Origin of the sequence: Staphylococcus sp. HMSC36A10 (assembly GCF_001838845.1) — a bacterium.
Taxonomy (GTDB): Bacteria; Bacillota; Bacilli; order Staphylococcales; family Staphylococcaceae; genus Staphylococcus; species Staphylococcus aureus.
Genome location: NZ_KV839088.1, coordinates 215,848 through 238,853, shown reverse-complemented (window position 1 = coordinate 238,853; position 23,006 = coordinate 215,848). Strand labels below are relative to the sequence as shown.

General features: G+C 33.0%; 26 protein-coding genes and 1 pseudogene. 14 read left to right on the top strand and 13 right to left on the bottom strand.

Annotation, left to right across the window (positions count from 1 at the left end; all coding sequences use genetic code 11):
- The first annotated feature begins 10 nt into the window (after positions 1 to 10).
- Positions 11 to 355, top strand: coding sequence for a thioredoxin family protein (locus HMPREF3247_RS05010; RefSeq protein ID WP_000240662.1), 345 nt, complete (start codon positions 11 to 13; stop codon positions 353 to 355).
- Positions 356 to 487: 132 nt separating this feature from the next.
- Complete coding sequence (locus tag HMPREF3247_RS05005) at positions 488 to 1,456, top strand: alpha/beta hydrolase fold domain-containing protein (RefSeq protein ID WP_001228169.1); 969 nt, start codon at positions 488 to 490, stop codon at positions 1,454 to 1,456.
- An 80-nt stretch (positions 1,457 to 1,536) separates the two neighbouring features.
- Here HMPREF3247_RS05005 and HMPREF3247_RS05000 read toward each other — a convergent pair whose 3' ends face one another.
- Both HMPREF3247_RS05000 and HMPREF3247_RS04995 read right to left on the bottom strand, forming a co-directional pair.
- Positions 1,537 to 2,472, bottom strand: a complete 936-nt coding sequence (locus HMPREF3247_RS05000; protein WP_072362001.1) for a DMT family transporter — start codon at positions 2,470 to 2,472, stop codon at positions 1,537 to 1,539.
- Positions 2,473 to 2,654: 182 nt separating this feature from the next.
- Positions 2,655 to 2,858, bottom strand: a complete 204-nt coding sequence (locus tag HMPREF3247_RS04995) for a hypothetical protein (protein ID WP_001177186.1) — start codon at positions 2,856 to 2,858, stop codon at positions 2,655 to 2,657.
- Positions 2,859 to 3,408: 550 nt separating this feature from the next.
- On the opposite strand from HMPREF3247_RS04995, the gene HMPREF3247_RS04990 reads away from it, so the two are divergent.
- The 5 genes from HMPREF3247_RS04990 to HMPREF3247_RS04970 all read left to right on the top strand — a co-directional run bounded on the left by HMPREF3247_RS04990 (position 3,409) and on the right by HMPREF3247_RS04970 (position 6,397).
- Positions 3,409 to 4,452: a PTS sugar transporter subunit IIC gene (locus HMPREF3247_RS04990; RefSeq protein WP_000353634.1), complete on the top strand. Its 1,044-nt coding sequence runs from the start codon at positions 3,409 to 3,411 to the stop codon at positions 4,450 to 4,452.
- Between the two features lie 2 nt (positions 4,453 to 4,454).
- Positions 4,455 to 5,135, top strand: a complete 681-nt coding sequence (sdaAB, locus tag HMPREF3247_RS04985) for an L-serine ammonia-lyase, iron-sulfur-dependent subunit beta (RefSeq protein WP_001140234.1) — start codon at positions 4,455 to 4,457, stop codon at positions 5,133 to 5,135.
- Between the two features lie 13 nt (positions 5,136 to 5,148).
- Positions 5,149 to 6,048 (top strand): L-serine ammonia-lyase, iron-sulfur-dependent, subunit alpha, encoded by a 900-nt coding sequence (gene sdaAA, locus HMPREF3247_RS04980; protein ID WP_000460421.1) that lies wholly within the window; start codon positions 5,149 to 5,151, stop codon positions 6,046 to 6,048.
- An 18-nt stretch (positions 6,049 to 6,066) separates the two neighbouring features.
- Complete coding sequence (locus tag HMPREF3247_RS04975; protein WP_031762133.1) at positions 6,067 to 6,165, top strand: hypothetical protein; 99 nt, start codon at positions 6,067 to 6,069, stop codon at positions 6,163 to 6,165.
- Between the two features lie 61 nt (positions 6,166 to 6,226).
- A complete protein-coding gene (locus HMPREF3247_RS04970; protein WP_001549802.1) occupies positions 6,227 to 6,397 on the top strand; it encodes a hypothetical protein in 171 nt (56 codons plus the stop codon).
- Between the two features lie 143 nt (positions 6,398 to 6,540).
- Here HMPREF3247_RS04970 and HMPREF3247_RS04965 read toward each other — a convergent pair whose 3' ends face one another.
- Positions 6,541 to 7,032 (bottom strand): GNAT family N-acetyltransferase, encoded by a 492-nt coding sequence (locus HMPREF3247_RS04965; RefSeq protein WP_000621928.1) that lies wholly within the window; start codon positions 7,030 to 7,032, stop codon positions 6,541 to 6,543.
- Positions 7,033 to 7,225: 193 nt separating this feature from the next.
- Between HMPREF3247_RS04965 and srtA the strand changes: the two genes are divergently transcribed.
- The gene (gene srtA / locus HMPREF3247_RS04960; protein ID WP_000759365.1) at positions 7,226 to 7,846 is read left to right on the top strand and encodes a class A sortase SrtA; all 621 of its coding nucleotides are present in this window, start codon (positions 7,226 to 7,228) and stop codon (positions 7,844 to 7,846) included.
- Between the two features lie 160 nt (positions 7,847 to 8,006).
- Here the strand turns inward: srtA and HMPREF3247_RS04955 are convergent, their stop codons facing one another.
- Positions 8,007 to 8,738, bottom strand: a complete 732-nt coding sequence (locus HMPREF3247_RS04955; RefSeq protein WP_072467495.1) for a peptide ABC transporter permease — start codon at positions 8,736 to 8,738, stop codon at positions 8,007 to 8,009.
- A 5-nt stretch (positions 8,739 to 8,743) separates the two neighbouring features.
- Complete coding sequence (locus tag HMPREF3247_RS04950; RefSeq protein WP_000773926.1) at positions 8,744 to 9,379, bottom strand: ATP-binding cassette domain-containing protein; 636 nt, start codon at positions 9,377 to 9,379, stop codon at positions 8,744 to 8,746.
- A gap of 320 nt (positions 9,380 to 9,699) precedes the next feature.
- Between HMPREF3247_RS04950 and HMPREF3247_RS04945 the strand changes: the two genes are divergently transcribed.
- Positions 9,700 to 10,500 (top strand): Cof-type HAD-IIB family hydrolase, encoded by an 801-nt coding sequence (locus HMPREF3247_RS04945; RefSeq protein WP_000237535.1) that lies wholly within the window; start codon positions 9,700 to 9,702, stop codon positions 10,498 to 10,500.
- A 244-nt stretch (positions 10,501 to 10,744) separates the two neighbouring features.
- Here the strand turns inward: HMPREF3247_RS04945 and HMPREF3247_RS04940 are convergent, their stop codons facing one another.
- The gene (locus tag HMPREF3247_RS04940) at positions 10,745 to 11,737 is read right to left on the bottom strand and encodes a D-lactate dehydrogenase (protein ID WP_000161536.1); all 993 of its coding nucleotides are present in this window, start codon (positions 11,735 to 11,737) and stop codon (positions 10,745 to 10,747) included.
- Positions 11,738 to 12,005: 268 nt separating this feature from the next.
- On the opposite strand from HMPREF3247_RS04940, the gene HMPREF3247_RS04935 reads away from it, so the two are divergent.
- Positions 12,006 to 12,677 carry an NAD(P)H-dependent oxidoreductase gene (locus HMPREF3247_RS04935; protein ID WP_000041486.1) on the top strand — a complete coding sequence of 224 codons (672 nt, stop codon included), beginning with the start codon at positions 12,006 to 12,008 and terminating at the stop codon, positions 12,675 to 12,677.
- A 120-nt stretch (positions 12,678 to 12,797) separates the two neighbouring features.
- Here HMPREF3247_RS04935 and HMPREF3247_RS04930 read toward each other — a convergent pair whose 3' ends face one another.
- On the bottom strand, positions 12,798 to 13,604 hold the full coding sequence (locus HMPREF3247_RS04930; protein ID WP_000863979.1) for a VOC family protein: 807 nt from the start codon (positions 13,602 to 13,604) through the stop codon (positions 12,798 to 12,800).
- 170 nt (positions 13,605 to 13,774) lie between these two features.
- Complete coding sequence (locus HMPREF3247_RS04925; protein WP_000067117.1) at positions 13,775 to 14,059, bottom strand: GNAT family N-acetyltransferase; 285 nt, start codon at positions 14,057 to 14,059, stop codon at positions 13,775 to 13,777.
- 227 nt (positions 14,060 to 14,286) lie between these two features.
- Between HMPREF3247_RS04925 and HMPREF3247_RS04920 the strand changes: the two genes are divergently transcribed.
- From HMPREF3247_RS04920 to HMPREF3247_RS04910, 3 genes are all read left to right on the top strand, one after another.
- Complete coding sequence (locus HMPREF3247_RS04920) at positions 14,287 to 14,721, top strand: MarR family transcriptional regulator MhqR (protein WP_000376240.1); 435 nt, start codon at positions 14,287 to 14,289, stop codon at positions 14,719 to 14,721.
- Between the two features lie 77 nt (positions 14,722 to 14,798).
- Positions 14,799 to 15,758, top strand: a complete 960-nt coding sequence (locus HMPREF3247_RS04915; protein ID WP_000183730.1) for a ring-cleaving dioxygenase MhqE — start codon at positions 14,799 to 14,801, stop codon at positions 15,756 to 15,758.
- A 30-nt stretch (positions 15,759 to 15,788) separates the two neighbouring features.
- The gene (locus HMPREF3247_RS04910) at positions 15,789 to 16,382 is read left to right on the top strand and encodes a methylhydroquinone degradation carboxylesterase MhqD (RefSeq protein WP_000400019.1); all 594 of its coding nucleotides are present in this window, start codon (positions 15,789 to 15,791) and stop codon (positions 16,380 to 16,382) included.
- Between the two features lie 103 nt (positions 16,383 to 16,485).
- On the opposite strand, the gene HMPREF3247_RS04905 is transcribed toward HMPREF3247_RS04910, so the two are convergent.
- The 4 genes from HMPREF3247_RS04905 to HMPREF3247_RS04885 form a co-directional block, all read right to left on the bottom strand.
- Entirely contained in the window at positions 16,486 to 17,565 is a 1,080-nt protein-coding gene (locus tag HMPREF3247_RS04905; RefSeq protein WP_001566820.1) for a YkvI family membrane protein, read from the bottom strand.
- Between the two features lie 343 nt (positions 17,566 to 17,908).
- Complete coding sequence (locus HMPREF3247_RS04895; RefSeq protein WP_000192170.1) at positions 17,909 to 19,873, bottom strand: fructose-1,6-bisphosphatase; 1,965 nt, start codon at positions 19,871 to 19,873, stop codon at positions 17,909 to 17,911.
- A gap of 380 nt (positions 19,874 to 20,253) precedes the next feature.
- On the bottom strand, positions 20,254 to 21,018 hold the full coding sequence (locus tag HMPREF3247_RS04890; RefSeq protein ID WP_000536970.1) for an ABC transporter permease: 765 nt from the start codon (positions 21,016 to 21,018) through the stop codon (positions 20,254 to 20,256).
- 1 nt (position 21,019) lies between these two features.
- Positions 21,020 to 21,715: an ABC transporter ATP-binding protein gene (locus HMPREF3247_RS04885; protein ID WP_000383666.1), complete on the bottom strand. Its 696-nt coding sequence runs from the start codon at positions 21,713 to 21,715 to the stop codon at positions 21,020 to 21,022.
- 409 nt (positions 21,716 to 22,124) lie between these two features.
- On the opposite strand from HMPREF3247_RS04885, the pseudogene HMPREF3247_RS15130 reads away from it, so the two are divergent.
- A pseudogene (locus tag HMPREF3247_RS15130) lies at positions 22,125 to 22,203 on the top strand (hypothetical protein).
- A gap of 27 nt (positions 22,204 to 22,230) precedes the next feature.
- On the opposite strand, the gene HMPREF3247_RS04880 reads toward HMPREF3247_RS15130, so the two are convergent.
- A complete protein-coding gene (locus HMPREF3247_RS04880) occupies positions 22,231 to 22,842 on the bottom strand; it encodes an undecaprenyl phosphate transporter UptA (RefSeq protein ID WP_000435041.1) in 612 nt (203 codons plus the stop codon).
- Between the last annotated feature and the right edge of the window lie 164 nt (positions 22,843 to 23,006).

The following is a 23,006-nucleotide window of genomic DNA, read 5'->3' as shown; positions in this document are numbered from 1 at the left end:
GGTGTTCGAAATGGTTAAGCAATTAAATAGTGTCGAAGCATTCCGTGAATTTATTCATCAATATCCGTTAGCAGTTGTACATGTCATGCGCGATCAGTGTAGCGTGTGTCATGCCGTTTTACCACAAATTGAAGACTTGATGCAATCATATCCCAATGTGCCATTAGCTGTGATTAATCAAAGTCAGGTGGAAGCTATTGCTGGAGAATTAAATATTTTCACTGTACCTGTGGATTTAATTTTTATGAATGGAAAAGAAATGCATCGTCAAGGGCGTTTTATCGATATGCAACGTTTTGAACATCATCTTAAGCAAATGAATGATAGTGTAAATAACGATGTCGATGAGCATTAATATCGCAAATGATTAGCATTGCTAAGATTATGTAGACATCATAACTTATTTCCCAGTAAATATTGGTAGTAATAAGAATCAGCATGGTACAGTAGAACTATAGTAGAAATCATCAAAGAGGAGTGACGACAAATGCGTAAAAAATGGTCTACACTTGCGTTTGGATTTTTAGTAGCAGCATACGCACATATTAGAATTAAAGAAAAACGCAGTGTGAAAAGTTATATGTTAGAACAAGGTATACGATTATCTAGAGCTAAGCGTCGTTTTATGTATAAAGAAGAAGCGATGAAAGCATTAGAAAAAATGGCGCCACAGACAGCAGGTGAATATGAGGGCACCAATTATCAGTTTAAGATGCCAGTAACAGTGGATAAGCACTACGGTTCAACCGTTTATACCGTTAATGATAAACAAGATAAGCATCAACGTGTTGTATTATACGCACATGGAGGCGCATGGTTCCAAGACCCACTTAAAATTCACTTCGAATTTATTGATGAACTTGCAGAAACACTCAATGCTAAAGTCATCATGCCAGTATATCCGAAGATTCCGCATCAAGATTATCAAGCGACGTATGTGCTTTTTGAAAAGTTATACCATGATTTATTGAATCAAGTAGCAGATTCTAAACAAATCGTTGTAATGGGTGACTCTGCGGGCGGTCAAATTGCTTTATCATTTGCTCAATTGTTAAAAGAAAAACATATTGTGCAACCAGGACATATTGTATTAATTTCACCAGTTTTAGATGCAACGATGCAGCATCCTGAAATTCCTGACTACTTAAAGAAAGACCCAATGGTAGGTGTGGATGGCAGTGTTTTCTTAGCTGAACAATGGGCAGGGGACACACCTTTAGATAACTACAAAGTATCACCAATTAATGGTGACTTAGATGGTTTAGGTCGTATTACATTAACTGTTGGCACAAAAGAAGTACTGTACCCAGATGCTTTGAACTTATCGCAATTGTTGAGTGCAAAAGGTATCGAACATGACTTTATACCTGGATATTACCAATTCCATATTTATCCAGTATTTCCGATACCAGAGCGCCGACGCTTTTTATACCAAGTGAAAAATATTATTAATTAAAATAAAAAACTCTGATATCACATACAAGGTAGCTACGTTGTTAAAAATAGTTACTTGCTAAAGTGATTATCAGAGTTTTCTTATTCATCTAATGCTTCAGGTTGTCTTTTAAGTGATAGTAATAAAATTAAAATCATAATAAGAATGATGCCTACGATTTGAAATGGTTTGAATGCCACATGTAACCATAGACTGCTTGCGATAACGGCTACGACAGGTTCAACAGTTCCGAATAATGTTGTTTCTTTCGCTGATATGTATTGTAAACTGTCGATAAAGAAATAAAATGCGAGTGCGGTACCACCGATAATACCAAAGATTAAAAATAATATAATTGATATGTCCCATTTAGTGATATCAATGTGCCAAATTGGATGGCGTAAATTCATCGCAACACCAGAAATAAGCATTGCCCACCCGACAATTAGAATCGAACCGAAGCGGTTAAGTAGGTCTGAAGGATAAATTGTGTAAAAAGCGAGTGCTACACCAGCTAAAATACCCCAGAATAAACTTGCAGGATTGACGACTAAATTAGAAAATGAACCATTCGTTAATAATAAAAATGTTCCTAATAGTGTCATGATAATAGCAAGCACATCAAATAATGTTAGTTTTGCAACGCCTCTTATGACAAACCAAATAATAATATAAACTGGCGCAATGTATTGTAGTAATGTTGCAATCGCAGCATTACCTGTATTAATAGATGCCATATAAGCATATTGTACAACTAACATGCCCAGTATACTGAAGATAAGTAATTTGCCTAACATACGTCGATCTTGGAATACGCTAAATATAGAACGTTTGGGTTGCATCATTTTGTACATAATAAGTAAGAAAACACCACTGACTACAAGTCGAGCAGTGACGTACCAATCGACATTAATATTCTTATATTTGAACAAGAAATCAGAAACAGTACCACCTAATCCCCATAAACAAGCACCGACAATGGCAAGTATAATTCCTTTTAAACGCAAAGCTGAATGATTGTTCGCCAAGTATCTCACCCCTTTAAAACTTAACACCAACAACATAAAATATGTCGGTGTATGATAATGATTTAATTCATTATATCGACTTTTAAGAAAGAGTGAAATGAGAAAATAAAAAAATCATCTAAGATGTAGTGGTCTAGATGATAGATAAATGAATCGATATGGGAAATGAATGTTGAAACACAGAGGATAAACTATTTAAATGAGATTTCAGGAAGACTCAAATGTTTTTGCGTAAGAGATCCATGATGAGAATGCTGACTATCTAACACGAAATGTGATACATCATGTCCAGTCATACTCGTATATAAAATAATGACTAAATAAGAAGTGAACGTTATAAAGATAAGTGCTAAATAGATAGAAATTGCAACTTTAACGGAATGACTCAATTGCACCTTTATCGCCTCCACTAAGTTATACTAAATATTTTCATCTTCAGTATAACCAACCATTGTTAAGTTGATGTAAATTTAGCTTTAAAAAAAGTAAAGATTCAACCTATAGACTATCATCATTCCTATCAGAAAACTAAAAATAATATCCTACTTTAATTATCTTATTGCAAATATATGTGTAATAAGTTATTTTTGAATATAGTGTGCGGTTTTATAAACACAGCACAAAAACAAAAAATAAATAGCTCGAAAGATAAAGTGTATAAATATTAAAATTTTTTAGAAATATTACTTACTTTCAGATGTAAAAAAAGTTATCAAAAAACTGTCACACAACTGTTTGAAATATAGAGTAAAAAGTTAATTAGTAAATATTAACGACAACATAAGTAGTTTTTGAAACAATCCATTTTAAAAATCTTTCACAAATATGAAATATTTCACTTAAATATTTGATTTGATAACAGATAAAAGTTGAAAACGTTTTCTTAAGGGTGTACGATGTTTATGGTCTGAAAATAAAATAAACATAGAGAGAGGTTTTTGGGAAATGGATATTCTGTTAGGTGTAGGCACATTAGTCTTGGTTTTAGTGATCATGACGCTATTTTTAAAGTATGCACCGTACGGTAAACAAGGACTACAAGCATTATCCGGTGCAGCTTGTGCGACATTTCTACCACAAGCATTCTTAAGTTATGCTATTGGTGGCGTATTTGATATTAAATTTCTACAAGATATTGGGGATTTAGCAGGAAGTTTAAGCGGTATCGCAGTAGGTATTCTAACGTGCTTAAACTTAGGCGTTGCACCAGTATTTGCGGTCATTGTTGGTTTAGTATTACATGACTTTAAATTATTACCAGCATTCATCGCAGCTTATGGCGTAGCTTTTTTAATTAAATGGATTGAAAAGAAAGTTCCAGAAGGCTTGGACTTAATTGTGGTGATCTTATTTGCACCAGCAATTGCTTTCGGACTTGCATCAATCATTACACCTGGTGTGCTAGCAACATTAAAACAAATAGGTAGTGCTGTCACTGCGGTAGGTGATAACAATCCATATGCATTAGCGGTCATTTTAGGACTAGTGATTCCTGTTACAGGTATGACACCGCTAAGTTCAATGGTATTAACAAGTTTATTAGGACTGACAGGTGTTCCTATGGCTATTGGAGCACTAACATGTACAGGTAGCTCATTTGTTAACCTTATTTTATTCCGAAAATTAAACATTGGTGGACCGTCAAAAGCATTTGCAGTTTGTATTGAGCCATTGACGCAAATTGATTTAATAGCGCAATATCCAGTACAACTATATGGTACAAATGCACTGATTGGGGTCGTCAACGCATGTATCGTGACATTTAGCGGACTAGTAATAGGTGTCAAAGGTATGGCAACACCAATTGCAGGCGCCATCGTATTGTTTGGCTTTAATAATGCAGTGACATCAATTGTAACAATCGCAACAGTGATTATTGTCAGCATTGTCTTAGCCTATATTATTGGAACACTAATTAATAAGTTTAATTTAATGAATATCAACTTTAAAATGCCGAGCAAAAAGAATCATATTAAGGAGAGTGTTTAATTATGGCAAAGAGCTATGATTATCAAAGTGCTTTCGATATTATCGGACCAGTTATGATGGGACCTTCAAGTTCTCATACGGCTGGTGCAGTAAAGATTGGGAATTCAGCACGCGCAATATTGGGAGATATTCCTAAAAATATTGAAATACATTATTATGAATCATTTGCTCAAACACACCAAGGACATGGTACAGATGTCGCTATTGTGGGTGGAGCAATGGGATATTCAACATTTGATAACCGAATTAAATCTTCATTAGAAATTGCAGCTGATGATGGTATTAAAATAGATATCATCGAAGAAGAAGGCGATAGTATTGGTCAACATCCAAACTGTGCTTATATTAAATCATCTCGTAATGATGGTCGCTACATTGAAATTATCGGTATTTCAATCGGTGGTGGTACAATTAAAATTAAAGGTATTCATATAAATGGACTAGAAGTAGATTTAAATCATGGATTACCAATTTTAGTTGTTGACGGAAATATGACTAAAGCACAAGTAAATCATTTCATTAATGATATCAACGATATGAAATTAGACTGTAAAGATGAATTTATTAAGATAGATGAAGATAAATGCTTGGTTGTAATACCATTAAATAAAGCAATCTCAGAATCGACATTAAATACAATTAAAGAGAAATACAGTGACGTAAACGTTTCCTATATAAATTAGAGGGGGAATAAACATGTTTGATTCAATTAGAGAGACTATAGATTATGCCGTAGAAAATAATATGTCATTTGCGGATATCATGGTTAAAGAAGAAATGGAATTAAGCGGTAAATCACGTGATGAAGTGCGAGCGCAAATGAAACAAAATTTAGATGTCATGCGAGACGCAGTAATCAAAGGGACGACAGGTGATGGCGTTGAAAGTGTAACGGGCTACACTGGTCATGACGCTGCTAAACTACGTGATTATAATGAAACACATCATGCTTTGTCTGGATATGAAATGATTGATGCAGTCAAAGGTGCCATTGCAACAAATGAAGTCAATGCTGCGATGGGTATTATTTGTGCAACGCCAACAGCTGGTTCCTCGGGTACCATTCCCGGTGCACTTTTTAAATTAGAAAAAACACATGATTTAACAGAAGAGCAAATGATTGATTTCTTATTCACTTCAGCATTGTTTGGGCGTGTCGTAGCAAACAATGCAAGTGTAGCTGGTGCAACAGGTGGCTGCCAAGCTGAAGTTGGTTCAGCATCTGCAATGGCCGCAGCTGCAGCAGTAGCTATATTCGGAGGATCACCAGAAGCATCCGGGCACGCTATGGCATTAGCGATAAGTAATTTATTAGGTTTAGTTTGTGACCCAGTAGCCGGACTTGTTGAAATTCCTTGTGTTATGAGAAATGCAATTGGTTCGGGTAACGCTTTAATTTCAGCAGATTTAGCATTAGCAGGTATTGAAAGTAGAATACCTGTTGATGAAGTTATTGAAGCAATGGATAAGGTTGGTCGTAACCTTCCTGCATCATTACGTGAAACTGGATTGGGTGGACTAGCAGGCACACCAACTGGCGAAGCAATTAAACGTAAAATCTTTGGCACAGCTGAAGATATGGTTAAAAATAATTAATGAGATAACAATAAGATATTGATAAAAAAGAAGCATCTGTCTGGATCATTAGTACCAGATAGATGCTTCTTAATTATCTTTCATAAAGTTGAAAAATTTATGGGAAATACATGCTAATCAAAATAGTGATTGCAAAAGCGCCCCCGTATATCTAAAATAACTTAAAAGGAGTGATGATATGCTAAGACTATCAATCATCTTTATAGCATTCATCATTAACACAACGATTACATATGGATATACGACTGAGGGAACGTGGGTCAATCTATTATTTAAATCTTTATCGCTCAGCATGATTATCGTTTTCATGTTCTACTATATTCGTTTTGTTATTGAGAAAAAGCGTTAAATCAAAGCTATGGGGATAGTATTTGAAATGAAAAAAGGGACGATGTAAATTGTCCCTAAGAGGTTTATAGTTTTATATGTTAGCATGTTATGTTAAGTGAATTAACATGGTTGTCTTGTTTATATTATGTGATTTAAACACTACTAGTCTTTTAAATCTAATTCATAAAAAGCTAAATCTAACCAGTAATCAAATTTATAGCCTACATTGGTCAGTGTGCCGGCATGCTTAAAAGCAAACTTTTGATGCAACTGAATACTCGCTTTGTTGGAAGCATCAATGCCTGCAACTAGCGCACGATAACCTTTAGCTTTTGCTTCAACAATTAAATGGTGTAGTAATTGACTAGCAATACCTTTTCCTCTAGCTGAAGCATCGACATAAATAGAATGTTCGATTGTATATAGGTATGCTGGCCAAGGTCTAAACGAACCGAACGTCGCAAACCCTAAGACACTTCCATTTTCCTCAAATACAAAGATAGGCTCATGCTTACGTTGTTTCGTTTCAAACCATGCGACACGTTCGTCTATGGTTTGTGGTTCATAAGTATAAACAGCTGTAGTATTGATAATGGCATCATTGTATATCGCTAATATAGCGTTTAAATCCTCTTTTTTAGCGTATCTAATCATATCAATTCCCCCTTAGTAATTATTAAAAGCGTTTCGTTATTTGAATGCAAATATGTGTAATGAAATCTAACGTGACAATATATGTGCAAATTTAATATTATAAAATGAATTGCTATGAGTCATTTTATAATTAATGGTATACTATATGAAATGTTAATAGGCATTGTGAAATGTATAAAAGGAGCCTTAACGTATGAAAAAATGGACAAATCGATTAATGACAATCGCTGGTGTAGTACTTATCCTAGTGGCAGCATATTTGTTTGCTAAACCACATATCGATAATTATCTTCACGATAAAGATAAAGATGAAAAGATTGAACAATATGATAAAAATGTAAAAGAACAGGCGAGTAAAGACAATAAGCAGCAAGCTAAACCTCAGATTCCGAAAGATAAATCAAAAGTGGCAGGCTATATTGAAATTCCAGATGCTGATATTAAAGAACCAGTATATCCAGGACCAGCAACACCTGAACAATTAAATAGAGGTATAAGCTTTGCAGAAGAAAATGAATCACTTGATGATCAAAATATTTCAATTGCAGGACACACTTTCATTGACCGTCCGAACTATCAATTTACAAATCTTAAAGCAGCCAAAAAAGGTAGTATGGTGTACTTTAAAGTTGGTAATGAAACACGTAAGTATAAAATGACAAGTATAAGAGATGTTAAGCCTACAGATGTGGAAGTTCTAGATGAACAAAAAGGTAAAGATAAACAATTAACATTAATTACTTGTGATGATTACAATGAAAAGACAGGCGTTTGGGAAAAACGTAAAATCTTTGTAGCTACAGAAATCAAATAATCCATTGTGATAATGGATGAATATATTTAAGTAGAAAACAGTCTTGATTGCGAGACTGTTTTTTGTTTGGTCTGAGGCACCAATGACGACGTGTCATTGGTGGAGATTGTAAAAATACATAATAAAAAGAAGCGACAATGTATACCGCTCCTTTTTTATACTACATACTGATTTTCAACCATCTCTTTCTACTTAGTAATAAGACAATAGTATTAACTATAAGTAGAAGAACGAAGAATGATACTGTATTTATAATTTCAGTAGGACATATAAATGTTGACTCGTTATTCAATATTTTTTCTATGGCACGATACATCGTGTTGCTCGCCTCAAATGGAGCAACTATACCAAATATATTTTTATTAATGGCAACTAAGATGACTGAACCAATCCAATATACAATGCTGATACCTAAGCTGATTAAAATGTTAGGTGAAACCATACTAATCGTTCCAACAACTAAGATATATTGTAAGATAACGAGTGAAAATAAGATTATTAATAGTAAGTAATGTGAGAAATCCGAATATATTATTGAAATAATTGTGATGCCTAAAATAATATAAATTAAACATTCAATGAATAGAACTGCTACTTTTTTATAGAAAAAGGTAAATATATTATCGCCAATCAGATTGTAAAATAATATATTTTTATTCGAATACTCTTTATTAATAAAATATGCAATAACAAATGAAAATAATAAAAAGCCAAATTCAGTGGCAACTGTATAAGAACTAAAGAAAAACTGACCATAGCTTAAATTTTTAACTTTATCAATACCTATTGGTAAAAAATAACCAAGTAAGAAAAGGAATGAAAATAATACACCAAATGTAAAAATAATTTTATTAGAAATACTTTTTTTAAATTCTAATTTCAAAGTGGACACCTCAATTATAAATTAATGTAATCATTTATGACTTCTTCTTTTGATTGGTACTCTTCTATTTGAAGGTCTTTAAAAATAAAGTATTTACCCGGCAAAGCACTTAAATCGGATAAATTATGTGTAATATTGATAATAGTTTTAGTTTGATGGCTTTGAATAAAATCATTTAAAAATTCATAAATTTCATTAACTGTTTTCTTGTCTAAAGCGTTTGTAATTTCATCTAATATAATTAAATCATGATCTTCCAATAAGAAACTTAATAATTTAAGCTTTTGTTTTTGACCATCACTCAAGTTTTTTAGTAGTACGTTAGACGGTATTGCTTCGATGTTTAGTATGTTATAAATCTTATAGAAGGTTTGTCGATTGTTATTAAATTTTGATTTTAACAATGATAATAAAAAATCTTTTGTTATATCATTAGGAATATTTGATGAACTTGATATTAAGGTTACATTTTGAGAAATGGACTTAGGGATATTTCCACTATTATTTAGTAAGAAATCTTTAGCTAATAAAGATTTTCCTACACCATTTTTACCAACAATGTGATTAATCTGACCAAGATAGAAATTTAAATCACAATTGTCAACTAGTTGTTTGTTTTTAACTTTTAAAGAATAGTTATTTAGTTTCATGTATACAACTCCTATGTATAAAGGGATTTATTACACTGACATTTAATTATATTTTTAAAAATTCTTTCACATTATGTATAGATGTTATAAATTAGTATATCACACTATATTTTGTCTAAATGATAAATATAACGTTATATTTTTACAATATTCTGAAATTTATGTGCGCCTCTGAATGCTATATCCAGTGTAATTTGTTTTGCATATATGAAAGCAATTTCAAAATGTGAATATAGGTTCATTGTGGTATGACAAACTTCATTGCTTGTCATGAGATGGATATAATGAAGACGACTAAAAGAGCAATGAGGAGGATAATCATGGTTAAGGCTATTGCGGTAGATATGGACGGGACGTTTTTAGATTCGAAAAAGACATACGATAAACCTAGATTTGAAGCGATTTTTACTGAACTTAGAAATAGAGATATTACATTTATTGCTGCGAGTGGTAATCAATATGCGAAGTTGCAGTCTATTTTCGGGGACAGAGATATGTATTTTATTTCTGAAAATGGTGCAGTTATTTATAATGGCAATGAGTTATATAATTATAAAAGCTTTAATCGTCAGGTGTTTCAACAGGTTGTCGATTTCTTAAATATGAACCAAAGTATTGATCAACTCGTCATTTGTGGTTTGAAAAGCGCGTATATTTTGAAACATACTTCTGAAGCATTTAAAGAAGATACGAGATTTTATTATCATCAGTTAAAAGAAATTGATAGTCTACAACAATTACCTGAGGATGATTATGTCAAAATAGCATTTAATATTAATCGTGAGACGCATCCGAATGTTGACGAAGAAGTAGCAACGCAATTCAGCAATGATATTAAACTTGTCTCAAGTGGGCACGATAGTATTGATATTATTATGCCAAACATGACTAAAGGACAGGCTTTAAAACGATTGTTAGATAAATGGGGAATGTCTTCTTCAGAGCTCATGGCCTTCGGAGATGCGAATAATGATAAAGATATGCTTGCGTTCGCTAAGCATAGTTATGTGATGGAAAATAGTCATGATGAAGAATTGTTCAATATTGCCTCTGCTGTCGCTCCAAGTAACGATAAGCAAGGTGTTTTAACAATTATCGAACAAGAAGTATTGAACAAGTAGGTAGCACATCATCAATGAAGCGGCTATCATGATACTAAATACATGTTAAATGAAAACTTTGAATACGAATCATCAAATGTTAATATATCTCAAACAGGTTAGGCAATAATGCCATAGTAAAATAAGCGCACTACAACCATTTGAATAGATGATAAAATAATGCGGATTTTAATCAAACTGATTTTGATACAGATATACAAAATAAAAAGCAAAGGCACATGGCGCGCCTTTGCTTTTAAATATATTAATTTAAACGTGTTTCACATGTACCAGTGTTAATGACGGATAATGCTGCGTTTAAACCACCTTCAACAAGGTTTTGTACTGCTTCATCAGAGAAGAAAGCAATATGTGGTGTTACTAAAATTCTTTCATGTTCTATTAACTCTAATAATGTTTTATCGTCAATGTCTTTATTAGTCCAGTCATTTGTGAAGTATGCTGCTTCATTTTCATAAGTATCAATCGCAGCACCTAACAAAGTACCATCGTTCACTGCAGCGATTAAATCAGGTGTATTGATGACTGCACCACGTGCTGCGTTAACTAAGATTGCACCTTTTTTCACATGATCAAACATAGCTTTATCGAATAAATGATAGCTTTCTTTGTTCGCTGGAACATGTAAAGAAATAATATCAGCATCTTTAATAGCTTCTTTAACACTATCTTTGTATGTTAAAAAGTCTAAATCTTTATTAGGATAAGCGTCATAAGCTGTAATTGTAGCACCAAATCCTGCATATATTTTAGCTGTAGCAGCACCGATACGACCAGTACCGATAATTGCAACAGTCATATTTTTAACTGGTTTAGACATGATTTCTGCTTGCCAAGTAAAATCATGTGCTTGTACACGGCGTTCAATATCTGGGAAGCGACGCACTAATTGTAGGGCGATAGAAACAGAATACTCTGCAATTGTTTCAGGTGAATAACTTGGAACGTTAGATATCACAATATTGTGTTTTTTAGCTAAATCTAAATCATACATATCAAATCCAGCAGTACGTTGTGCAATTTGTTTAATACCGTAAGATTCTAATTTAGGATAAACGTCATTTTCTAACTTACCAAATTGCATTGTAGTTACGCCATCGTAATCTTTTAATTGATCGACAGTAGCACTTGATAATAGCTCTTTAGAAGTAGTTACTTCGACGTTATTCTTTTTCCCCCAATTTAATGCCATCTCTTTCTCATAATCACGCGTACCAAAGAACATAATTTTTGTCATTATTAAAAACCTCGCTTTTAAAAGATTGAAAAGTAATGAGTGAAATTAAAGGTCATGCACATTAAAATCACGCCACAATTTAATTGTGAAAAATATCACAAATATATTATAACACTAAATTTTCCAAAATTCAAAAACGTGTTTAATTGTAGAAAACCTATAACGTGTGCACAAGTTATAATAGATTTTAAACGGATTACTTTAGACTTTTTAAAACATGAAGTATAATTTGTATAGCAATAAATATAAAAATCGGAGGCTATGTTCAATGAGCAAAATGAATCAAACAATTATGGATGCATTTCAATTTAGACATGCGACAAAACAATTTGATCCACAAAAGAAAGTTTCGAAAGAAGATTTTGAAACAATATTAGAGTCAGGTAGATTGTCTCCAAGTTCTCTTGGGTTAGAACCTTGGAAGTTTGTCGTGATTCAAGATCAAGCGTTACGTGATGAATTAAAAGCACACAGTTGGGGCGCAGCGAAACAATTAGATACAGCGAGCCACTTTGTGTTAATTTTTGCGCGAAAAAATGTAACGTCAAGATCACCATATGTACAACATATGTTACGAGATATTAAAAAATATGAAGCAGAAACGATTCCAGCTGTTGAACAAAAATTCGATGCTTTCCAAGCGGACTTCCATATTAGTGATAATGAACAAGCGTTGTATGACTGGTCAAGTAAACAAACGTATATCGCATTAGGCAATATGATGACGACAGCCGCATTGTTAGGTATAGATTCATGTCCTATGGAAGGTTTTAGTCTGGATACAGTAACAGATATTTTAGCGAATAAAGGAATCTTAGATACTAACCAATTTGGTTTATCAGTGATGGTCGCATTTGGTTACAGACAACAAGATCCACCGAAAAATAAAACACGTCAAGCATATGAAGATGTCATTGAATGGGTTGGACCTAGAGACTAATTAGTATACAGTATATTTAAATATATAAATTTTAAAACATAGCAATAATAAAAGCCTGCGTTCATATAAATGAATCGCAGGCTTTTGCGTGAAAAAATTGTATTAATAAAATATGGATGACTATTTTTCTGGAACAAGGTCAGTATTTGAATGAACTGTGATGTCAAATCCTTCTGGTGCCGTAAAAGTATGTGTTGAGGCGTCGGGTTGATAAATATCAACATGTGTTAATCCATAACTTTGTGCATTGTTTTGTCTTGCTTGATTAGATTGCCAAGTATTAGCAGCAATATGATGGTGATAATGATTCGTCGACATAAATAGCGCTCGTGGAAAATCAGACACATGTTGGAATCCTAATTGTTCAATGTAACATTGATATGCTGCGTCCAAATCATGTGTTTTTAAATGTAAGTGTCCAATCATGCCTTTTGCTGGCATTCCTTGCCAACCTTCGTCAGTACGATGTGTTAATAAGGTTTGGCTATCAACTTCTAAAGTATCCATTTTAACTTTGCCATTTTGCCATTCCCATGAAGATGAAGATCTATCGCGATAGACTTCAATGCCATTACCTTCGGGGTCATTGAAATATAAAGCTTCACTGACTAAATGATCACCAGCGCCGATGCCCATATGTTTTTGTGCCACAAAATATAAGAAGTTAGCTAAATCCTCAGTAGTTGGTAATAAAAATGCTATATGAAATAGTCCTGCTTCTCGTGGGGAAGTCTGACGGCCGTCTTCTAATAAATGCAAAGTTAGTGTATGGCCACCAGTCCCAACAGATAATACGGTTGTGTTATCGTCAGAACTTTTAACGGATAGTCCTAAAATGTTTTTGTAAAATGTTGTCATCAATTCTAAGTCTCTTACGTTCAGTTCAATGTTTGTCACTTGTGTTGCTGTTTTATCGTGAAATGCCATTATGCATCGCCTCGTTTTCTATTTTTCTATAAGTTAGTATAAAAAGTATACCAGAAAAGAAAATGAATTGATAGCATAAAGTTTGAAATGCAAAATAACTAGTCGTTTTGCAATTTTATATTGATGCGAACAAAAAAGCGATGGCACAGTTGTACCATCGCAAAATTTATTTAACCAAGATATACATCTTGATATGAATCTTCTTTTTCTAACATATGTTTGGCAAATGAACATGAGGCAATAATTTTCAAATTATTTTCTCGAGCGTGTTCAACAACTGCTTTAACTAGTTTTTTGCCAACACCTTGACCACCAAGTTCATCAGATACGCCTGTATGATCAATGTTAATTTCATTATTATCCACAAAACGGTATGTGATTTCAGCTAAAGCATTATTTTCATCATCACCAATATAGAATTTGTTCTCGCCTTGTTTGATTTCAAGGTTACTCATACATATCAACTCCTATCATGATTGATTATAATATTTCCCTATTCTATTTTAACTTAAACGAAATCAAAGGTGCATGACAGTCATGTGACGACATTGCCTCTGTACAAGCAGTTATTTTCATTAAGCGCAGTTTGAAATAGAGATGAAAACACGTATCTTGACATTAAATCTATTCAGCTATATAATTTATCTCGAAATCGAAATAAAATGAAAAAGTTGGTGATCATATGGATCGAACGAAACAATCGCTCAATGTCTTTGTCGGAATGAATAGGGCGTTAGACACATTAGAGCAAATTACAAAAGAAGACGTAAAGCGATATGGCTTAAATATTACTGAATTTGCAGTGCTTGAGTTGCTTTATAACAAAGGTCCACAACCAATTCAACGTATTAGAGACCGCGTATTAATTGCAAGTAGCAGTATTTCATATGTTGTAAGTCAATTAGAGGACAAAGGTTGGATTACACGGGAAAAGGACAAAGATGATAAACGTGTATACATGGCTAGTTTAACTGAAATAGGTCAAAGTCAAATGGCAGATATTTTCCCTAAGCATGCTAAGACATTAACAAAGGCATTTGATGTGTTAACAGAGGATGAACTTGCAACGTTACAACAAGCGTTTAAGAAACTAAGTGCACAATCTACAGAAGTGTAAGGCGTGCACTAAAAATTTATATTAAAATATCTCGGTTTCGAGATAAATACACTGAAAAGACAAAGAGGGTATATAAAATGACAAATAATCATGAACTATTAGGTATTCACCATGTTACTGCAATGACAGATGATGCAGAACGTAATTATAAATTTTTTACAGAAGTATTAGGCATGCGTTTAGTTAAAAAGACAGTCAATCAAGATGATATTTATACGTATCATACATTTTTTGCAGATGATGTAGGTTCAGCAGGTACAGATATGACATTCTTCGATTTCCCAGATATTCCTAAAGGTCAGGCTGGTACAAATTCTATTACAAAACCGTCTTTTAGAGTGCCTAACGATGAAGCATTAACATATTATGAACAGCGCTTTGATGAGTTTGGTGTCAAACACGAAGGTATTCAAGAATTATTTGGTAAAAAAGTGTTGCCATTTGAAGAAGTAGATGGCCAAGTGTATCAATTAATTTCAGATGAGTTAAATGAAGGTGTAGCACCTGGTGTGCCATGGAAGAATGGACCGGTGCCAGAAGATAAAGCGATTTATGGATTAGGACCCATTGAAATTAAAGTAAGTTATTTTGATGACTTTAAAAATATTTTAGAGACTGTTTACGGTATGACAACTATTAAGCATGATGATAATGTCGCATTACTTGAAGTTGGTGAAGGCGGCAATGGTGGTCAAGTAATCTTAATCAAGGATGACAAAGGGCCAGCAGCTCGTCAAGGTTATGGTGAGGTACATCATGTGTCATTTCGTGTGAAAAATCATGATGCATTAAATACGTGGGCAACGAAATACAAAGAGGTAGGTATTAATAATTCAGGTATCGTTAATCGTTTCTATTTTGAAGCATTATATGCACGTGTTGGTCATATTTTAATAGAAATTTCAACAGATGGACCAGGATTTATGGAAGATGAACCGTATGAAACATTAGGTGAAGGTTTATCGTTGCCACCATTTTTAGAAAATAAAAGAGAATATATAGAATCGGAAATAAGACCATTTAATACGAAGCGTTAACATGATTTATTGAAATGAGGAGGATTTGTGATGGAACATATTTTTCGTGAAGGACAAAAAGGTGCGCCAACGCTAATATTGTTGCATGGTACAGGTGGCGATGAATTCGATTTATTGCCATTAGGCGAAGCATTGAATGAAAATTATCACTTGTTAAGTATTAGAGGACAAGTTTCAGAAAATGGTATGAACCGGTATTTCAAACGTCTTGGTGAAGGTGTTTATGATGAAGAAGATTTGGAATTTCGTGGACAAGAATTGTTAGCGTTCATTAAAGAAGCTGCTGAACGTTATGATTTTGATATTGAAAAAGCTGTGCTTGTTGGATTTTCAAATGGATCAAATATAGCGATTAACTTAATGTTGCGTTCGGAAGCACCATTTAAAAAAGCATTGTTATATGCACCGTTATACCCAGTTGAAGTAACGTCAACAAAGGATTTATCAGATGTAAGTGTGTTGCTTTCTATGGGGAAACATGATCCAATTGTGCCATTAGCTGCAAGTGAACAAGTCATTAACTTGTTTAAGACACGTGGGGCAGTAGTCGAAGAAGTTTGGGTGAATGGTCATGAAATTACAGAAACTGGATTAACGGCTGGTCAACAAATACTTGAGAAATAACGATACTATAAAAAGCGGACAGATCGAAAAGATTTTTACTTTTCATCTGTCCGTATTTTTGATTTTGATGGGCTGTACTGAATTTTACAATGGTATAGATATTTTAATCGATATGAGATTTGCTGGTAATACGCTTAATTAACCCTTTATAGATTACAGGTATGAGTAAGATGAAACCGAATAATCCCATGATAGGGAATACTTTTCCAATTAATGAAATGAAACCGATAAATGTACTAATATAAGTGATAACAGCCATTGTAATAATTATGATGAAGTAACGTTTGCTAAATGGAACGCTGAAACGTGACGCAAATGCATACATTAATCCAACAACAGTATTGTAGATAACAAGTATCATTATGACAGACATAATAATACCAATTGACGGAGACATTTGTGTTGCTAATTTTAATGTAGGTAAATCAACGTGTTTAATTTTATCGAATTGAGAAATTAAACCTAGATTAATCATCATGAGTAAAAATGTAATGATTAAACCGCCAATCAAGCCCCCGTATAAGGTTGAGTCACGATATTTAACTTTGCTACCCATCACTGATAAGAAGCTGAAGGCAGCAGCAATTTGCAAGCTTGCATAATTTATAGCATCAAACCACCATCCAGGTGATAATGATTTCTGCTTATGAATCTGAGCATCATTATTAGCGGCAGTAAAATCAAGATGACTCGTTGTGAAATAGTACACCGCAATCATAATGACAATCGCAATTAAAAATGGGGTAACTCCACCAAGCACAGCAATTAAACGATCGAATTTTAGAAACAGTGTTGCTAAAATAAAGGCGACTAAGATGAGTGCGCTCAGCCAATACGGTAAGTTGAAACTTTGATGAATGGTTGAAGCGCCACCTGCAGTCATAATAATAGCTAGAGACAACATAAACATTGTCAAAATAATATCAAAACCTCTTGCAATAGAGGGGTATAAGAAATAGTTAATTGAATCAGAATGATTTCTAGACTTTAGATGATGACCTGTATGCATGACAATCATTCCACCTAAAGTAATCAATAGTCCTGTCACAATAATGCCTGAAATGCTATACGCGCCATGACTTGTGAAAAACTGGAAAATTTCTTGACCAGTAGCAAAGCCGGCACCAACGACAACACCGACAAAGGCAAATGCCACAATAATGGACTCTTTTAAGATACGCATGATTTAAAAATGTCCCTTCGTAATTTTAAGTAATATAGAAAATGTAACATACATGTTAATGAAAAATATAGTACTAATATAGTATTTTGTTAAATTGGAGTAGAAGCGAGGGCATCGGTCATTTTATTAGTTTATTAGTTGATTTTGCATTTTTTTGCTGTAAAGATATTATAGTACAGTTAACAAGGTACTAGCATAGATACACCAATCCCCTCACTATTGCGAGCAGTGAGGGGATTTTTTTCGGTGTAGCTAGGTCGCCTATTTACCATCGCGTTTGCGTAGCCTATGCGTAAACCGCATCACTACAATAGTGCACGATACATGCAATAAATTGTCGTTTTTAGTCTAAGTAACGATCATGCATTAACATTTTCAAAATATCTATTTGAGCTTGAAGATCTTTACCAATATTGGTGTCACGAATCTTCTTACGTTGTAATTCTTTATCTACGACGCGCTTTATAGAAAGTTCATCGATACCTTCGGAAAGTATTTTTTCTTTAGCGTTAAATTGTTGGTGTGCAACGAGTTGCATACCGAATGAATTATACAATAGTGTATAGCCTGCAATGCCAGTTGTTGACTGATAAGCTTTTGAAAAGCCACCATCAATGACAAGCATCTTTCCATCAGCCTTGATAGGATCTTCGCCATTGATTTCTTTCACTGGTGTGTGACCATTAATAATACGACCTTCATCTGCATTTAATCCAAAATCACTGAGCATTTTACGTACCATATTCACATCTTCACGTAGATGATAGTATGGATTTTTTTCTTCTTTATGAGAAGCTTTATCTGCAATAAAGTATCGCTCAAACGTTGTCATGGCACGTTTACCAAATAATGACGAATATTTCCCAGTCCATAAATACCAAACTAAATCCGTCGATAAGTCATCAGTATTTTCTTTTTCATCAAATGATTTACGGACATGATACTCAAACACATCTAATAATTCTTGGCCGCTGTAAGTATGACCATCAATTTCAAATGATTCCATCTCACCATTTTCATCAACTGGAATACAACCATGAATGAGTAAATTGCCATTATATGGTAAGTAAAGAGAACCTTTACGCATCAAGAAAGACATATGACGACGTAATTTTTCAGATTGTTGGAATGACAATAATAGTTTATTCATGACTTCTTCTTCTTCAGGTAGTAACTCTGCTGGATTATCACGATTGATAGTTTGGAAACATGTGTCTTTCAACGGGTATGTATTACCATAAACTGTAATTTCATTTGTATCATAATTAATCTTTTCAAGCACAAGACGTTCTTCCATTTCGAAATTTGGACGACGTTTAATAATTGGTATTTCTAACTTGAATTGAATCATCGCAATAGCTTGATGAATTTTAGTAATTTGACTTTCTTCACGTTGAGTTAAACGTTCATGTTTGTCAGGTCTTTTTTTAGGTTTAAAAGCAGGATTATCTGCGTCATAGTATTTTTCAGCTAAAGTAAGCAGTGGTCTTAAATTAATGCCATAAGCGTCTTCGATAATATCTAAATTATCATAACGTGCACAAATTCGAAGTAAGTTTGCTAAGCATACTTTTGACCCAGCATAGGCTCCAACCCAAAGCACATCATGATTACCCCATTGAATATCTAGGGAATGATAATTAATCAGTGTATCCATAATTTTATCTGGTTGTGGTCCACGATCATAAATATCACCGACAACGTGTAAATGATCGACGACTAAGCGTTGTACAGAATACGCAAGCCCTATAATTAAATCATCTGCCTGTTTAAGTTCAATTACTTGGTTAACAAGTGTTTCGTAATATGATTTTTTATTTTGATATTCATTACTTTTATACAGTAGTTCCTCAATAATATAAACGTATTGCTTTGGCAATGCTTTACGCAGTTTTGAACGCGTATATTTTGAAGAACAATATTTAATCAACTCAATTAAATGTTCGATTGTTGTGATATACCAGACATTGAGTTGACCGCAACTTTGGAAATCACTTTTAATCAATTTTAATTTGTCTTCTGGATAGTAGACAAGAGCAGTTAAGTCATTAAGCTCCTTAGTTGAAAGTCTCTCTTTGAAAATATCATTGATTTTCGCTCGCACGTTCCCAGAACCGTTGCGTAATACGTGTTGGAAAGCTTCATATTCACCATGTAAATCGCTGACGAAATGTTCCGTACCTTTAGGTAATTCTAAAATTGATTCTAAATTGATAATTTCAGTTGCAAGTTTTTCTGGAGTATCAAAATTTTGAGATAGTAAATCTAAATACTTCTTTTTTAATTCTTTTTCAGTAATTTGAGTCATTACGTGTCACTCCTGTAGTATATTTCAAACGTTAGTTTATAAAATAAATGCGCTTACAATGATTATCAAGAAAACGTTAACATTTTTCAATAAGTATGCTTGAATTGATAAAAATAGAGGGCAGGATTTTGAGAATTTTAGTGTTAAGAGCCGTTGCAGTTTAGTTAAGTAAAAGTGGGGAAGTGATATATTTATTTTGAAAATGAGAGGAGGGATTTGTTATATTCACAAGTTTCCTAAAAAATTACGATATGTAAAATGTGGAATTGCCAAAATTTGGATGAAAAATCCCCGCACCATTATTTTGGTGAAGGGATTTGAAAATGATTTTGGAATACGATGGAATATGTGTCTGTTTAGACATCTAATACTTTAAGTTACTATACATTTTTCTTCTTGAAAATAAATACTACAAGGATTAAGAAAATAGAAATATAAGCAATATTACCAATAAACAATTCGTGAAGTTCTAATTTCGTCGACTTACTAAAACCTTTTTCAACTGTTTGAATCATAATATTCATCATATTAATAGGGTTCCACTTTAGCCATTCAATTTTTTCTAAAAGTGTCGTTTGAACTACTGCTAATATAGTACTTGCAAAATAAAAAACAATACCTACTGCAATGGCTACGCCCGTTGAATTTGTTGCGCATGATAATAGTAACGTTAAGCTTAAAACTAACCAAACGCCAACAAATGTGCCTAAACTAACTAATAATAATTGATTAAATAAAGATAATTGATTCCCGCTACTTTCAAATATATTTAAATCATTAAAGAATAAAGACCCAATACCAATTGAAGCGATAATTGTAATAGCAAAATAAATTAAAGAAATAATAAATAATGTGATGATTTTGCTAATAATCATAGTTGTTCTTGAATATTCACGATAAAGTAAATTTTTAATCGTTCCGTAATGAAATTCCATTGAAATAATTGTACTTGCTTGAATAATTAATAAAAATGAAAACCATGCAAGTCCATTAAAACCAGATGTGAAATTTTCCTTTGGCGTGATATTGTATTTCGTAGCAATATAACCTTGAGCAACCATTAGTAGAATAAAGACAATAGGTGCGATAAAAGTTGATTTCTTCTTATATAATTTGAAACATTCTTGTTTAATTAAAGTTCCCATTTTATGCTTGGTCCTCCCTTTCTATGATGTCTAGCAATACATTTTCTAAATCATTATCTTTAAATTGTTTAAGTTCTTCTTCCGATGTTTCTGTTACAATTTTACCTTTGTTGATAATAAGGATAGAGTTTGTAATTTTAACCAATTCACTTAAAATATGACTCGAAATTAAGAAAGTAACACCTTCTTGCGCTTTTTGGACAATCAATTCACGTACATCTCGCACAGCTTTTGGATCTAAGCCGTTCATTGGTTCATCTAAGATAACAAATTGAGGATCATTTAAAAATGCTATAGCAATTCCTAATTTTTGTTTCATACCAAGAGAATACGTTTTAGCTTTTTTATGAATGTATTCATCCATATTAAGTTGTGAGACAATTTTATCGATATCTTGAGTGTTTTTTGATTCGTTCAATAACTTCAAGTTTTCATATCCAGACATAAAAGGATATATTCCTGGATTTTCAATCAATGCACCGATATTGCTTTTGCTGTCCTGGTTTTTAATAACATTGAAATTCCCGCTTTGGAAACTAGAGTAACCTAATATAACTTTCATTAAAGTTGTTTTTCCTGCACCATTCGCTCCAACAAGACCTACAATGTGTCCACGTTTTAACGTTAAGGATATATCTTCAAGAATCGTTTTATTTCCTATCTTCTTTGTTAAATGTTCGACTGTTACAACATCCATATCACTATCTCCTTTACAATTAAATAATCTGAATCTTCTAATTTTGTATATAAAATTAATTTTATCACAAGACAAGAGTTATTAAAATATAGATTTAAAAAACTTTAATAATATAAAAAGTTAATACAAATATGAGCATTTTTAAAGTATGCAAATGGCATTGCTAAATTTAATAAAATGCGCAATTTGTTATGAGTGACTTTTTTGGATAGTAGGCATATTAAAGTGATGAAAACAATTTGTGTGGAAGACAGGATATATTCTGCTTATTTAAAATGATAGTTTGTATGATAGGTGGATTTGTGAAATGGGTTTGCGGAATGTATACATACTTAGGGAACTGAACTTTGATGGGAAATTTCATTATAGCTCTTAACGTAAAGCGTTTCAGGTGACTTTCAGCTAAAGTTTGCCAAATAAACTTAAAAAAGCAGTGAATCATTTCAATAGATGGAATGATTTTACTGCTTTTTGTTTATAGCAATTGAAAATATACCATTATGCTAACAACAATATTATTTTACTCTCTTAAGTTTGCCGATGTAACGTATAGCAAAGTAAATGACTGCGATAATGATGACAACATACATAATACGTGAATATGTATGAAGACCAGCCATCAACATACCAAAGCTATCGCTCAACGTGCGTCCTAGTAAAATTAAACCGAAATTCCAAATTGTTGTACCTATTAATGAAATAACGGTAAATGTCACAACATTCATGCGGTTTACACCGGCTGGAATGGTAATCAATACACGTAATACAGGTATGAAACGACAGATAAATACAGCCCATACGCCATACTTTTTAAACCAATCATTTGCTCGCTTTAAATCCTTACTTTTCAATTTAATCCACTTACCGTGTCGATCAATAAAACGATATAGACGTTCTTCTGAAATCAAACGGCAGATATAATATAAAATTAACAGCCCTATAAACGATGCGATAGTTGCAATAATAAATAAAGTTAAAATTGATAAATGTGATTTAACAGACATTAGACCAGCAAATGTCAAAATAATTTCCGATGGTACGATAGGTAGTACATTTTCTAATAAGATTAATATAAAAATGGCTGCATACCCAAAACGGCTAATAAATTCAGTGATAATTTGTTCCATTATTAAAAATAAGCTCCTTTAATTTTCAGCAATTGCAGACAAATAGAAACTGGATAAATTCAAATGAATAATTAATGATGTCGCATGCGATGTTGAAACAAACATTTGTCTTAAAATGTATTATAAGCAATAAATCAAAAAATTGCTTGCTATAAGAGCGAAAA

Coding starts and splice junctions, on each gene's coding strand:
- HMPREF3247_RS04945 (WP_000237535.1), top strand. CDS start 9,700: ATGGTTAAGGCTATTGCGGTAGATATGGACGGGACGTTTTTAGATTCG.
- HMPREF3247_RS04895 (WP_000192170.1), bottom strand. CDS start 19,873: ATGACTCAAATTACTGAAAAAGAATTAAAAAAGAAGTATTTAGATTTA.
- HMPREF3247_RS04915 (WP_000183730.1), top strand. CDS start 14,799: ATGACAAATAATCATGAACTATTAGGTATTCACCATGTTACTGCAATG.
- HMPREF3247_RS05010 (WP_000240662.1), top strand. CDS start 11: ATGGTTAAGCAATTAAATAGTGTCGAAGCATTCCGTGAATTTATTCAT.
- HMPREF3247_RS04990 (WP_000353634.1), top strand. CDS start 3,409: ATGGATATTCTGTTAGGTGTAGGCACATTAGTCTTGGTTTTAGTGATC.
- HMPREF3247_RS04880 (WP_000435041.1), bottom strand. CDS start 22,842: ATGGAACAAATTATCACTGAATTTATTAGCCGTTTTGGGTATGCAGCC.
- HMPREF3247_RS05005 (WP_001228169.1), top strand. CDS start 488: ATGCGTAAAAAATGGTCTACACTTGCGTTTGGATTTTTAGTAGCAGCA.
- srtA (WP_000759365.1), top strand. CDS start 7,226: ATGAAAAAATGGACAAATCGATTAATGACAATCGCTGGTGTAGTACTT.
- HMPREF3247_RS04910 (WP_000400019.1), top strand. CDS start 15,789: ATGGAACATATTTTTCGTGAAGGACAAAAAGGTGCGCCAACGCTAATA.
- HMPREF3247_RS04885 (WP_000383666.1), bottom strand. CDS start 21,715: ATGGATGTTGTAACAGTCGAACATTTAACAAAGAAGATAGGAAATAAA.
- HMPREF3247_RS04970 (WP_001549802.1), top strand. CDS start 6,227: ATGCTAAGACTATCAATCATCTTTATAGCATTCATCATTAACACAACG.
- sdaAA (WP_000460421.1), top strand. CDS start 5,149: ATGTTTGATTCAATTAGAGAGACTATAGATTATGCCGTAGAAAATAAT.
- HMPREF3247_RS04935 (WP_000041486.1), top strand. CDS start 12,006: ATGAGCAAAATGAATCAAACAATTATGGATGCATTTCAATTTAGACAT.
- HMPREF3247_RS04920 (WP_000376240.1), top strand. CDS start 14,287: ATGGATCGAACGAAACAATCGCTCAATGTCTTTGTCGGAATGAATAGG.
- HMPREF3247_RS04965 (WP_000621928.1), bottom strand. CDS start 7,032: ATGATTAGATACGCTAAAAAAGAGGATTTAAACGCTATATTAGCGATA.
- HMPREF3247_RS04890 (WP_000536970.1), bottom strand. CDS start 21,018: ATGGGAACTTTAATTAAACAAGAATGTTTCAAATTATATAAGAAGAAA.
- HMPREF3247_RS04930 (WP_000863979.1), bottom strand. CDS start 13,604: ATGGCATTTCACGATAAAACAGCAACACAAGTGACAAACATTGAACTG.
- HMPREF3247_RS04940 (WP_000161536.1), bottom strand. CDS start 11,737: ATGACAAAAATTATGTTCTTTGGTACGCGTGATTATGAGAAAGAGATG.
- HMPREF3247_RS04905 (WP_001566820.1), bottom strand. CDS start 17,565: ATGCGTATCTTAAAAGAGTCCATTATTGTGGCATTTGCCTTTGTCGGT.
- HMPREF3247_RS04925 (WP_000067117.1), bottom strand. CDS start 14,059: ATGAGTAACCTTGAAATCAAACAAGGCGAGAACAAATTCTATATTGGT.
- HMPREF3247_RS04950 (WP_000773926.1), bottom strand. CDS start 9,379: ATGAAACTAAATAACTATTCTTTAAAAGTTAAAAACAAACAACTAGTT.
- sdaAB (WP_001140234.1), top strand. CDS start 4,455: ATGGCAAAGAGCTATGATTATCAAAGTGCTTTCGATATTATCGGACCA.